Here is a 12601-nt window from a genome sequence, read left to right on the forward strand (position 1 = left end):
TCCAACCTTCGTCAGGAGTGAGTGGGGTAGAGCAGCAGCTCGGGTACGTGCGCCCGGGCCGGCAGCTGCATGACGGCGACGCACATCTGGGCGATGTCCTCGGGCCACAAGGCGTTCGCGAGCATCTCCGCGGTCGGCGGCGTGGGCCGCTTCAACACCAGCGCCGTGTCGGTGAAGCCGGGATAGATGACCGTCACGCGGACTCCGTTGGCGCGTTCCTCCTCCATCGTCGCGTGTGCGAGCGCGGCGACGCCGGCCTTGCCCACCTGGTATCCGGCGCCCGAGGCGTCCGGCCGCTTGGCGGCGGACGACGAGTAGTGGATCAGCAGGCCCTCGCCCGCCCGGCGGAAGACCGGCAGCACCGCCTGCGTCAGCACGAACGCGGAGTTGATGTTGACGTGGAGCAGCTCGCTCCAGCCTTCGGCGGTGAGCTCGGTGAGCGCGCGCTCGCGGATGTTCGTACCGACGCTGTTGACCAGCACGTCCAGCCGGCCGAACGTGTCGATCGCCGCGTCCACCGCCTGCTTGACGGCTCGGGCGTCGGTCGCGTCACCGGCGACGGAGACCGCCTTGCTGCCCGTCGCGCGGACCGCCTCCTCGGTGAGTGCCAGCTCGTCTGCCCGCCGGGCGAACAACACGAGGTCGGCACCGGCCTCGGCGGCGGCGAGCGCGGTCGCCCGGCCCATGCCGCTGCTGGCTCCGGCGACCAGGACCACCTTGCCGGTAAGGGATGTCAGGCTCATCGGCTGCTCCCGAGCAGATCGCGTACATAGGTCAGGTCGGCGCCGGTCTGCTCGAGCACCTTGTCGTACGGCCAGGTGTAGTGGCTGTGGAACGACAGCGGTCCGGTGAACCCGGTGCGCCGCAGGTGGGTGAGGATGGCGGGCCACGGCACCATGCCATCGGCGAGGCCGAGCCACTCCGACTCCCAGCCGGTCGCCTGCCGGGCCCAGCCGCCGTTCTTCACGCCCACACAGGCGAGCCAGGGTTCGAGCACGTCGAACGTCAACCGCCAGTCCTCGCGGCCGTCCTGCACGGCCTGGTTGCCCGGATCGGGATACGCGCCGAGCAGCGCCGGGTCGTGGCCTTCGAGCAGTGCCGAGGTGAGTGCGCCGGAGGAGTGGATCGTGCCGCCGTGCAGCTGGATCGCCAGCCGGACGCCGAACCGCCCGGCCGCGCCGGCGAGCTCGGCGAGGTGGGCGCGCGCCTCGGCCCGGAGGTCGGCGTAGCGCCGCGTGCCGTCGTAGGTCCAGTAGCCGAGCCGGATCAGGCCGATCCCAGCCTCTGCGCACGCACCGAACACCCCGTCGACGGGGAAGGCGTTGACGTCGGTGAGGTCGGTCGTCGCCATCGGCACCGACAGCCCGGATGCCCGGAACTCCTTCACCAGCTGGGGAATCCGGCTCGCCTCGGCCGGATCTATCGTGCAGCCCGGACGGATGAGCAGATCGATGCCGTCGAAGCCGAGCTCGGCCGCGACCCGGCCGATCTCGCCCGGGTCACGTTGCCCGAACAGTTTCGTGAACAGGACCATGGGATTGGTGGCTGAGCTCAATGCACCCTCCTCGTGGATTGGCGGATCACCAGCTCCGGCTGGACCACCTGCGATGCCGCCGCGCCGGCGCGCAGCAGCTCGATCGCGAGGCGGGCCAGCTCGCCGAGCGGCTGGCGTACGGTGGTGAGCGGCGGGTTGTGCAGGGCGGCCAGCACGATGTCGTCGAAGCCGACCACCGACACGTCCGGCACCTCCAGGCCGGCGTCGCGAACGGCCGTGCAGGCGCCGATGGCATACATGTCGTTGACCGTGACGACCGCGGTCGGCGGATCGTCCAGCCGGAGCAACGCAGCCATGCCGGTACGCCCGAGCTCGGCGCTCTCCGCGCCGCCGTAGTCGCTGACGCCGCCTTCCCAGACGAGCCGCTCGTCGATGTCAAGATCGGCTTGCGTCAACGCGGTCTGGTAACCCGCCAGCCGCCGGCGCCGGCTGATCGTCGTGACCGGCCCGGTCAGGAAGCCGATCCGGCGGTGTCCGAGCTCGAGCAGATGCTCGGTCGCCGTCCGCGCACCGGCCTCGTTGTCGATGCTGACGCTGCACAACGTGGATGGATCGCCGGGCTGGGGCTCCCGGTCGACGGCGACCAGGCGCAGCCCCCGGTCGAGGGCGGTTTGCAGGTGGTCGAGTTTGAGTGGCGAGCTGCCGAGCACGACCGCTCGTACGCCGGTCGCCCACAGCTCGTCGACATAGGCCTGCTCGCGCTCGGGGTCGCGTTCGCTGTTGCAGAGCAGGACCTGCAGCCCGTGGGTGAGCGCCTCGGCCTCGACCGCTCTGGCGAAGCCACCCCAGAACGGGTTGGCGACCGACGGCACCACCAGCCCGACGATCCCGCCCTGCCCTGTGCGCAGCTGCCGCGCCAGCCGGCTCGGCCGGAAGCCGAGCTCCGTCATCGCCGCCGTGACGCGGTCGCGCGTCTCAGGCCGCATCCGCCGGTCGCGGCCGTTCAGCAGGTTGGAGACGGTCGTGACCGAGACCTGCGCGAGAAGCGCGACGTCGCGAATCGTGACTTCCCGCTCGCGATCGACGCCCATACGGACTAGTTTAACGATTCACCACCGCAGAATCGACGCCACGACCGATCCCGGCCGCGTGCTTCGCCACGCTAATAGGTGCTTCGCCACGCCCCGGGGCGTGGTTAACCCGCCAATTACGTGGTTAACGTGGTCATTCGCGGCAGGCGGGGGATGGCTGGCTCACACGACGAGCTTGCCGTCGATCCGGCGGACGATGCCGAGCAGGTTGCCCTCGCGCAGGGCCTCCGGGAGCAGCGCCTCGGGCAGGTCCTGGTAGCTCACCGGCCGCATGAAGCGGCGCGCCGCCGTCGTGCCGACCGAGGTGTGGATCGACGCCGACGTGGCGGGCCAGGGGCCGCCGTGCTGCATCGCGTACGTCACCGAGACGCCGGTCGGCCAGCCGTTCCACAGCACCCGCCCGACGCGTTCGCGCAGCACCTCGAGCACTGGCGCAACCGCGTCGGCCTCCTCGACCTCGGCGTGCAGCGTGCCGGTGAGGTTGCCCTCGAACGCGGCCGCCGCCGCGACCGCCTCGTCGAGGCTGTTGTAGTCGACGATGAACGAAGTCGGGCCGAAGCACTCCTGCAGCAGCTCGTCGGAGCGCTCGAGCAGCGCCGGGACGGTCGTCTTCAGCAGCGTCGGCGCGACCGACAGCCCGTCGGCCGGGGCGGCCTGCACCAGCACCTCGACACCGTCGGCGGCGGAGAGCTTCGCGAGCTCCTCGTTGTAGCCCTTGCCGATCCGGGGGTTGAGCAGCGACGCCGGCCCGATCTCCTGCGCGGCGGCGGCGATCGCCGACTCGAGCCCGTGCCCTGCCGGCAGGAAGAGCAGCCCGGGCTTGGTGCAGAACTGCCCGACGCCGAGGGTGTACGAGCCGACGAAGCCCGAGGCGATCGCGTCGCCACGCGCCTTCACCGCGCCCTCGGTCACGAACACGGGGTTGAGGCTGCCGAGCTCGCCGTAGAACGGGATCGGGTCGGGCCGCGACGACGCCACGTCGAACAGCGCGCGCCCGCCCGGGATCGAGCCGGTGAACGAGCCGGCCTTCACCCGCGGGTCCTTCAGAGCGGTCGAGCCGTTCTCGGTGCCGGTGATGACCGCGAACGAGCCGGCCGGCGCGCCGGCGCCCGCCAGCGCGGCCCGGACGATCTCGCCGGTACGCACCGACAGCGCTGGGTGACCCGAGTGTGCCTTTAGGATCACCGGGCATCCGGCGGCCAGCGCCGACGCGGTGTCACCGCCGGCCACACTGAACGCGAACGGGAAGTTGCTCGCGGCGAACACGACCACGGGCCCGAGCGGCACGAGCATCCGGCGCAGGTCGGGCCGCGGCCCCATCCCCCACGACGGATCCGCGTGGTCGATCGTCGCCTCGAGGTAGGAGCCCTCCTCGAGCACTTCGCCGAACAGCCGCAGCTGGAACGTCGTGCGGGTCAGCTCGCCGCGCAGCCGGCCTTCGAGCAAGTGGGTCTCGGCCATCGCGAGCTGAACCAGCTCGTCGGCGGCTGCGTCCAACTGGTCGGCGACGGTGCGCAGCAGAACGGCGCGCTGGGAAGGACGCAGCGCCCCGAGCGGACGAGCCGCGGCGTGGGCGGCCGCGAGGATGCTCTCCAGTTCCTCGGGCGTGGTGGCTGGTGTGGTTGCGGTCATCGAACAGTCTCCCGGACAAAGGGATCGGACACGGCGTCGGCGAGCCAGGCCAGAGCGGCCTTGCCCGCGACCACCGGGTTGGACAACGTGCCGACCGAGGCGATCTCGATGTCGACCCGGTCGCCGGCGGCCAGCGTGAAGCTCATTTCGGGGATGATTCCCGTCCCGGTGGCGAGAAACGCTCCCTCGGGGAACGACTCACCGCGGAAGAGGTAAGCCACCAGCTCGTCCAAGGGCCGCTTCATCCGCGCGGTCGAGGTTTCGCCTTGCCAGGCAGGCTTTCCGTCGCGGTGCACGGTCAGCTCGATGTCGAGCGAACGGGCGTCGGCGACCTCCCAGACCGGCCGGATGCCGGACGAGATCGCGCAGCTGCCGGCGTAAACCTTGGCCTGCGGCAGGTAGAGGGGGTTCTCGCCTTCGATCGAGCGCGAGCTCATGTCGTTGCAGACGACATAGCCCACGATCTCGGCGCGGGAGTTGATCACCAGGCCGAGCTCGGGCTCGGGCACGTCGAGCCCGGAGTCGTCGCGGATCGCGATCGGCTCGCCGTCGGTGACGACGCGCCAGGCGACGGACTTGAAGAACAGCTCCGGCCGCTCGGCGTCGTAGACGCGTTCGTACACGGACTTCTCGGTGCTCTCCTCGACCCGCGCGGCCATCGAGCGTTCGTAGGTGACACCCGACGCCCAGACCTCGGTCGCGCCGTCGACCGGCGGCAGGAGCAACACCTGGTCGGAGGGTACGGAGTCGCCGGACTTCACCGTTTCGGCGACCAGCGCCTCGAGCTCCGCGACGGACAACCGCAGGAGGTTCGAGATGCTCCCGGCGACGGACAGTTCGGTGATCGTGGCGCCGTCGTCGCTGAGCACCCCCACCGTCACCTGTTGCTTGCGCCGATCTGCGTACCGGACTATCTGCACCTGTCCTGCTCCCTTCGCGCGCTCACGCGGTCCCCCACCGACCCTAGCCCGTCGCTCATGGATATCGCCTGACTCGCGACGCCCCGCATCCACGCTGACGGCACCGCAACCCTCGCCCGTATGCCCGACACGATCTTCGGGCCGCGGCACCGCCAGCGCGGCGCGGATGCGCCGCGAGCTTAACCAGCGCTCTCCATGAGCGACGGACTAGTAGGTGCGGGCGAACGGGCTTCACCGTCCGATTTCGGCCCCGTCGCCTGAGGGCAGGCGCGCGTCCCGGATCTCGCGGGAGGCCAGGATCCACGCGACGGTCGCGACGAAGGCGATCACACATCCGACGCCGACCCAGTTCAGCCCGAAGACTCCGACCAGCACGCCGAACAGCGCGTTGGCGACCGGCGTCACGGCGTTGGCCAACATGGTCACGACGCTCTGCACGCGGCCGAGAACCTCGGGTTTGGTCGACGTCAGCAGGATCGCGGCCAGGATCGAGCTGACGTAGCCCGTGCACGCCGTCCACAGACCGGTCGCCACGCAGACCCACGGAAGCGACGTGCCGACGGCGACGATCGCGAGTGGCGCGACGCCGGTCAGCGCACCTAACCCGACGGCCAGCCCGGCCCGGGTCGGCGGCCGGACCACCGAGCCGATGAAGCTGCCGACCAGCCCGCCGACGCCGAGGAACGCGGCGACCAGGCCGTACCCCTGCGAGCCCCAGCCGGCCGGCTCGGCGCGTAACGCCAGGCCGACGGTCGTGACCGGCGTCGTGACCGCGTTCAGGATCAGCACCAGTCCGGCCAGGCCGCGGATCAGCGGCGTCGCGGCGACGTACCGCAGACCCTCGGCCAGCGCCTGCCGGACCGAGGTGGACGCCGGCGGCTTCGGCAGCTCCCGCCGCGGCCGGACGAAGACCAGGATGACGAAGCAGACGAAGAACGACGCGGCGTTGGTGAACGCGGCCAGGCTGAACCCGCCGAGCGCGACCAGGATGCCGCCGAGGCTGCGGCCGCCGGCGTTGGCCAGCCCGTTGGTGAACTGCCGGATCGTGGCGCCCCGGGCCAGCCGGTCCTGCGGAAGCAACGTGGCGAGGTAGGAGTTGGCCGCGGGCAGGTAGAACGAGTCGATCGTGCCGAACACGATGCCCATGCCGATCAGCAGCCAGGCACCGACCTCGTCCTGGCCGAGCGCCACCACCGCGGCGATCGCGGCCGCGACAGCGGCGGCGAAGTCGCTCAGCAGCATGATCGGCCGAGCTCCGCGCAGGTCGGAGAGCGCGCCGCCGAACAGCATCAGCAGGACCCTGGGTACGCCTGCCGCGGCGAGCACCACGCCGGTGAGGCTCGGGTCGCCGAGCTGGGCCGCGGCCCACCCGACGGCCACCCACCAGATGTTGTCGCCGACCACGCTGAGGCCGCGCGCGAGGATGTATCCGAGGAACCTGACGTCGCGGTACGGCGACGGTGTGCGCTCGTGCACGTCTACCCGTACACGGACATGCTCACGGACGCTCGGGCGTGACCCGTGCTCCTTCTGTCCCCCCGATTCTGGACGCGCTGTTCTTTCACTCGTCCTCCCCGACCCTCTTCCTGCCTGCGCCCAGCGCTGCCCAGTTCCCTGCTGGCCGGTGCGTGACATTCCCGTGTCTTCTTCGACATCAGATGTCTATGCTGTCGCAACTGGAGAGAACGCTATCCGTCAGGGTGTCCTGACGCACGGCATCGGGGCCGTCCGGAACCGGACACGGCGATAGGGCACTCTGCGTAAATGCGGACTAACGCAGGCGATGGGACAGGACAGCCGTGAGTAACACCACAGGCAGCGGGGAGCCGGACGCCAAGCCGGCGACCAAGACCACGTACGGATCGCGTGACTGGCCCAACCATCGCCGAAGTCAGGCGTGGTTCGGCGCGACCGGACGTTCCGGGATGGCGCACCGGTCGTGGATGCGCAACCAGGGCTTCGGGCCGGACGTGTTCGACGGCCGGCCGGTGATCGGTATCGCGACCACGTGGTCGGAGTTGGCACCGTGCAACGCCCACCTGCATCGCGTGGCCGAGGCGGTCAAGCGTGGCGTGTGGCAGGCCGGCGGGTTCCCGCTGGAGTTCCCGGCGCTCGCGACCGGCGAGTCGCTGATGCGCCCGACCGCGATGCTCTACCGCAACCTGCTGGCGATGGAGGCCGAGGAGTTGATCCGGGCCAACCCGCTCGACGGTGTTGTGCTGCTGTCCGGCTGCGACAAGACCACGCCGGGCCTGCTGATGGGAGCGTCGTCGGTCGACCTGCCGGCGATCATGGTGACCGGCGGTCCGATGCTGAACGGCAAGTTCCGCGGCGAGGACGTCGGCTCCGGCACCCACGTCTGGAAGTTCGAGGAAGACCTCAAGACCGGCAAGATGACCCAGGAGGAGTGCTACTTCGCCGAAGGGTGCATGGCACGCTCCAACGGGCACTGCATGACGATGGGCACCGCGTCAACCATGGCTTGCGTCGCCGAGGCGCTCGGCATGCAGCTGCCGGGGTCGGCGACCTGGCCGGCGGTCGACGCGCGGCGCTACGAAGTCGCCGCCTCGGCGGGCCAGCGGATCGTCGCGATGGTCGAGGAGGACCTGCGGCCGAGCCAGATCATGACGAGGGAGGCGTTCGAGAACGCGATCCGCGCCAACGCGGCGATCGGCGGCTCGACGAACGCGATCATCCACCTGACGGCCATCGCCGGCCGGCTGGGTGTGGAGCTGAACCTCGACGACTTCGACGTCCTGGCCAAGCCGGTGCCGACGCTGGTCAACCTGATGCCGTCGGGCAAGTACCTCATGGAGGACTTCTGCTACGCCGGTGGGCTGCCGGTCGTGCTGAAGGAGCTCTCGAACGCCGGCCTGCTCAACGACTCGCAGATCACGGTGACGGGCCAGGGCATCGGCGCGAACGTGGCAGACGCCGAGAACTGGAACACCGACGTGATCACGCCGCTGGCCTCGCCGTTCCAGCCGGCCGACAACGGAACCGCCGTCCTGCACGGCAACCTGGCGCCCGGCGGTGCGGTCATCAAGCGGTCGGCGTCGACGCCCGAGCTACTGCGGCACGAGGGTCGGGCGCTGGTGTTCGACTCGCCGGAGGCGTACCACGAAGTCGCCGACGACCCCGACTTCGACGTCGACGCGTCGGACATCCTGGTGATCCGCTACGCCGGGCCGAAGGGCTACCCGGGCATGCCGGAGGTGTCGAACGTCCCGCTGCCCGCCAAGCTGCTGCGGGCCGGCGTCACCGACATGATCCGCATCTGCGACGGCCGGATGAGCGGCACCGGCTACGGCACGGTGGTGCTGCACGTCGCGCCCGAAGCGGCGCTGGGCGGGCCGCTGGCGCTGGTGCGTACGGGCGACCGGATCAAGCTCGACGTACCCGCGCGGTCGCTGTCGCTGCTGGTGTCCGACGAGGAGCTGGAACGGCGGCGGGCGGAGTGGAAGGCACCCGACCCGGAGCACACCAGCGGGTACGCCTGGCTCTACACCGAGCACGTCCTGCAGGCCGACGAGGGCGCCGACTTCGACTTCCTCCGCGGCGGCCGCGGTGCTCAGATCCCACGGGAGTCGCATTAAGGCCCGGCTCTAACCTGAGCGGGTGCAGCCCGAGCCGAACGCCCGGCGAACCAGGGCCGACGTCGAGGGCCTACGTGCGATCGCCGTCGGCCTGGTGTTGCTGTACCACGCGGGCCTGCCGTTCCTGCCGGCCGGATACGTCGGCGTCGACGTCTTCTTCGTCATCTCCGGCTTCCTCATCACCGGACTGCTGACCAGGGAGCTCGACGCCACCGGCCGGATCGGGCTGCTCGCGTTCTACGCCCGCCGCGCCCGGCGGCTGCTGCCCAGCGCCGCAGTGGTGCTGCTGGCGACCGGCATCGCGACGGTCGTGGTGCTACCTGCCGTCCGCTGGTCGGAGGTGGGCGGCGACATCGCGTCGGCCGCGGGGTACGTCGTCAACTGGCGGCTGGCCGGCCGTTCGGTCGACTACCTCGCCGAGGACTCGATCGTGTCGCCGGTGCAGCACTTCTGGTCGCTGGCGGTCGAGGAGCAGTTCTACCTGCTCTGGCCGCTGCTCCTGCTCCTGCTGGCCAAGCTCTTCCCCGGCGGCCGGCGTGGCCCGGGCCGGGGCCGGGCGATCGGACTCGCGGTGATCGGGGGCGGGTCGCTGGCCTGGTCGGTCCACCTGAGCGCCCAGCAGCCGGCCGTGGCGTTCTTCGTCACGACGACGCGCCTCTGGGAGCTGGCCGTCGGCGCGGGCGCGGCACTGCTCGCCGCCCGGGAGGTGCGACTCCCTCCTGCCGTCGCGGCCGGCGTCGGCTGGGTCGGGCTCGCGGGCGTCGCCGTCTCCGCGTTCTGCTTCTCGCCGCTCACGGCCTGGCCCGGCTACGCGGCCCTGCTGCCGACGCTCGGCACGGCCGCCGTCATCCTGGCCGGGTCGTCGAGCCCGCGCCACGGGCCGGCGGTGTTGCTGGGCCTGCGGCCGTTCCAGTTCACCGGCCGGCTTTCGTACGTGCTCTATCTGTGGCACTGGCCGATGGTCGTGTTCGCCGCCGCGTACTTCGGCGAGCTCGAGCCCTGGCAGGGGCTGGCCGTGGTCACGCTGTCGTTCGTTCCTGCCTGGCTGACGCACAAGCTGGTCGAGAACCCCGTCCGCTTCCACCGCGCACTGGTCCGGCGGCCGGGCCGGGCGCTCGGCGTCGGCGCCGGTCTCACGCTGGCCGGCGCGGCGACCGGACTGCTGCTCGTCGCCGTCATCGCCGTCCGGCAGATCGCCCCCGGCATCACACCCGACCCGCTGGCCGCCACCAAGGACGTACCGGACTCCTACGCCCGTGGCTGCCAGGTCAACGGCGAGTCCGCCGAGCCGGTCTCCTGCACGTACGGCGATCCGGCCGGCCGCTACGACGTCGCGGTTGTCGGCGACTCCAAGGTCCTGCAGTGGATCTCGGCGCTCGACCGGATCGGCGAAACCCACGGCTGGCGGATCCGGACCTACACCAAGTCGGCCTGCCCCTTCGCCGCCGCGACGATCGTCGACCCTGGGGACGGCGGGCCGTTCGTCAGTTGCACGAAGTGGAACCGGAACGTTCTCGCCACGCTGCTGGCCGACCCGCCGGACGTCGTGGTCACGTCGCAGCACAAGCCGGACGCGCTCGACGATCCCACCGACCCGGCCAAGGGCAGCAGCCCTGCCGCGATGATCCGTGGACTGCGCGACCACTGGACGCGGCTTACCCGGGCAGGGGTCACGATCGCGGTGGTGCAGGACAACCCGCACCCGCCGACCGCCTCGACGTACTCCTGTGTGGACGAGCATCGCGCCGATCCCGATGCCTGCACGTTCGACCGCGCACCCGCCGAACGCGTTGGTGCCGCCTTCTCGTTGCTGACGGCGGCGAAGGCCGTGCCAGGCGTGTCGGTCGTCGACCTGAACGACGCGATCTGCGAGGGCTCGCGCTGCCCGGCCGTACGCGACGGCCTGCTGGTCTATCGGCAGACCTCGCACCTGACCAAGACGTTCGTCGACCGGTTGCGGCCAACGCTGGAAAGGGCCCTGGTCCCGGTCGTCGAGCGGCACCGGCACCCCCGGTTCTAGTACCCCGCGACATCGGCGCCTGTGGTTGGATCGTGCGATGGCCCTTCCGCGGTGGCACTCGGTTCTCGCCGGCTCCGACGAGCTGGCCGCGCTCGGATTCCGTTTCCTGCCGGCCGACGCCGAGATCTCCGACGCCGCCCTGATCCGGATCGGTGCCATCGGCGAGTTCGGCGCCGCGACCGGCCGCGGGATCGGGCTGCTGCTGCGCGCCGGTGAACCCGACGTCCCGTACGCACGGTTCGCCGACACCTTCGAAGAACCCCTGTCGCCGAACGTCGAGAATCCCACGACCTCGCTCGGCGGATCCGTACCGCTGGTCGAGGTGCCGGTCGAGCCGACAGTGGCTGCTCTGACAGGCGGCGATCGAGGACGTCGTGGAGCTCGAGCGCGCGCTGATCTTCAACGGCTTCCTCACGATGTACCAGTGGACGCTGCACAGCGGCCACTACACCGACGCCGCCGGCGAGTCGTTCAGCACGCCGTACACCTCGATGGACACGTTGTTCTCGCGTTCGCTCGTGACGATCGACTGCCAGTACTCCTGGGCGGGCTGCCACCTCACGCTGGAGGTGGACTACCCGCCCGAGCCGGACCGGTCCGCCGTCGCCGGGCTGCTGGCCGGGCTGGAGAAGGACCACTGGCCGGCCAACGACCAGCTGCCGGACGACCTTCCGTACGACGTGATCGGCGCGATCGCGTCGATGGGTGTCCAGCTGCCTTCGGCGGCGACCCAGCGAGAGTGGCTCGACGAAGGCGACGAGTCCACGTTGATCAGCCAGTACTTCGCGATCGCGGGCAACGACCTGCTGAGCCGCGAAGACACAGCCGCCCGGCTGCGCGAGCTGGTCGCTCCGTACCTCCGGTCGCCGCACGAGCCGTTTCGGGAACTGGTCGGGCGGATAGTCGAGCAGCATCAGCTGACGGACCCGACCGAGTAGTCCGGGCAACAGAGCAAGGAGATCTCAGCGATGGCGGATGCCGTAGCCGAACAGGTCAGTGCTGTCGAGGCGCACCACGGCGAGGGGCCGGTGTGGTCGGAGTCGTGGGGCGGCCTGCGGTTCGTCGACATGCTGGCGGGCGACGTGCTCGCGTTCGACCGTACGACGGGCGCGATCACGCGGTTCCCCGTCGGCACGGTCGTCGGCGTGATCCGGCCACGTGCGGGTGAGCACGCGGGCGGGATGGTGGCCGCGCTGGAACGCGAGTTCGCGCTCGTCTCCGCGTCCGGTGAGGTGCGGGGCCTCGGCGAGCTGTGGTCCGACACCGGCATCCGGATGAACGACGGCGCCACCGACCCGTTGGGACGATTCCTGGCGGGCACCATGGCGTATGCCGCGACGCCGGGCGCCGGCACGCTGTTCCAGCTCGACCCGTCCGGCTCGACGGCGGTGGTGCTGAGCGGTGTGACCATTTCGAACGGGCTCGCGTGGAGCCCGGACCACTCGGTGGCTTACTACATCGACACCCCGACGCACAACGTCGACGCGTTCGACTGGTCGCCGGAAGCGGGCTTGGTGCTCGACTCCCGCCGTACGGTGGTCTCGATCCCGGCTGACCAGGGCTCGCCGGACGGCATGACGGTCGACGGGCAGGGCTACCTCTGGGTCGCCTTGTGGGGCGGCTCGGCGGTGCACCGCTACACCCCGGACGGCAAGCTCGACGGCGTCATCGACGGGCTGCCGGCCAGGCAGGTGTCCGCCTGCACCTTCGGCGGCCCCGACCTGGACGAGCTCTACATCACCACGTCCCGCCAAGGCCTCGCGGACGACGAGCAGCCCCAGGCCGGCGCGCTGTTCCGCGCCAAGCCGGGTGTCCAGGGCCTGCCCGCTCTCGACTTCGCCGGCTAG

The 12601-nt window shown here is 70.8% G+C and carries 10 protein-coding genes; 4 read left to right on the forward strand and 6 right to left on the reverse strand.

The window, feature by feature from the left end; translation table 11 throughout:
- Nucleotides 1–11 precede the first annotated feature (11 nt).
- The 6 genes from ACYVF6_RS05720 to ACYVF6_RS05745 form a co-directional block, all read right to left on the reverse strand.
- Complete coding sequence (locus tag ACYVF6_RS05720; protein ID WP_460516644.1) at nt 12–743, reverse strand: SDR family oxidoreductase; 732 nt, start codon at nt 741–743, stop codon at nt 12–14.
- Nucleotides 740–1555 (reverse strand): sugar phosphate isomerase/epimerase family protein, encoded by an 816-nt coding sequence (locus ACYVF6_RS05725; RefSeq protein WP_460516647.1) that lies wholly within the window; start codon nt 1553–1555, stop codon nt 740–742. The genes ACYVF6_RS05720 and ACYVF6_RS05725 overlap by 4 nt, the downstream gene beginning before the upstream one ends.
- Nucleotides 1552–2586, reverse strand: coding sequence for a LacI family DNA-binding transcriptional regulator (locus tag ACYVF6_RS05730; protein ID WP_460516649.1), 1035 nt, complete (start codon nt 2584–2586; stop codon nt 1552–1554). Before ACYVF6_RS05730 ends, ACYVF6_RS05725 begins: the two co-directional genes overlap by 4 nt.
- Nucleotides 2587–2748: 162 nt before the next feature.
- On the reverse strand, nt 2749–4218 hold the full coding sequence (locus tag ACYVF6_RS05735; RefSeq protein WP_460516652.1) for an aldehyde dehydrogenase (NADP(+)): 1470 nt from the start codon (nt 4216–4218) through the stop codon (nt 2749–2751).
- Nucleotides 4215–5138 (reverse strand): fumarylacetoacetate hydrolase family protein, encoded by a 924-nt coding sequence (locus ACYVF6_RS05740; RefSeq protein WP_460516655.1) that lies wholly within the window; start codon nt 5136–5138, stop codon nt 4215–4217. The genes ACYVF6_RS05735 and ACYVF6_RS05740 overlap by 4 nt, the downstream gene beginning before the upstream one ends.
- 231 nt (nt 5139–5369) lie before the next feature.
- Nucleotides 5370–6614, reverse strand: coding sequence for an MFS transporter (locus ACYVF6_RS05745; protein WP_460516657.1), 1245 nt, complete (start codon nt 6612–6614; stop codon nt 5370–5372).
- A gap of 323 nt (nt 6615–6937) precedes the next feature.
- Between ACYVF6_RS05745 and ACYVF6_RS05750 the strand changes: the two genes are divergently transcribed.
- The 4 genes from ACYVF6_RS05750 (at nt 6938) to ACYVF6_RS05765 (ending at nt 12601) form a co-directional block, all read left to right on the forward strand.
- The gene (locus tag ACYVF6_RS05750; protein ID WP_460516660.1) at nt 6938–8734 is read left to right on the forward strand and encodes an IlvD/Edd family dehydratase; all 1797 of its coding nucleotides are present in this window, start codon (nt 6938–6940) and stop codon (nt 8732–8734) included.
- A 22-nt stretch (nt 8735–8756) separates the two neighbouring features.
- On the forward strand, nt 8757–10754 hold the full coding sequence (locus tag ACYVF6_RS05755; protein WP_460516663.1) for an acyltransferase family protein: 1998 nt from the start codon (nt 8757–8759) through the stop codon (nt 10752–10754).
- Nucleotides 10755–11128: 374 nt separating this feature from the next.
- Nucleotides 11129–11692: a hypothetical protein gene (locus ACYVF6_RS05760; protein ID WP_460516666.1), complete on the forward strand. Its 564-nt coding sequence runs from the start codon at nt 11129–11131 to the stop codon at nt 11690–11692.
- A gap of 30 nt (nt 11693–11722) precedes the next feature.
- Nucleotides 11723–12601, forward strand: a complete 879-nt coding sequence (locus tag ACYVF6_RS05765; protein WP_460516669.1) for an SMP-30/gluconolactonase/LRE family protein — start codon at nt 11723–11725, stop codon at nt 12599–12601.

Source organism: Flindersiella endophytica, from assembly GCF_054779015.1.

Coding starts and splice junctions, on each gene's coding strand:
- ACYVF6_RS05720 (WP_460516644.1), bottom strand. CDS start 743: ATGAGCCTGACATCCCTTACCGGCAAGGTGGTCCTGGTCGCCGGAGCC.
- ACYVF6_RS05730 (WP_460516649.1), bottom strand. CDS start 2,586: ATGGGCGTCGATCGCGAGCGGGAAGTCACGATTCGCGACGTCGCGCTT.
- ACYVF6_RS05735 (WP_460516652.1), bottom strand. CDS start 4,218: ATGACCGCAACCACACCAGCCACCACGCCCGAGGAACTGGAGAGCATC.
- ACYVF6_RS05765 (WP_460516669.1), top strand. CDS start 11,723: ATGGCGGATGCCGTAGCCGAACAGGTCAGTGCTGTCGAGGCGCACCAC.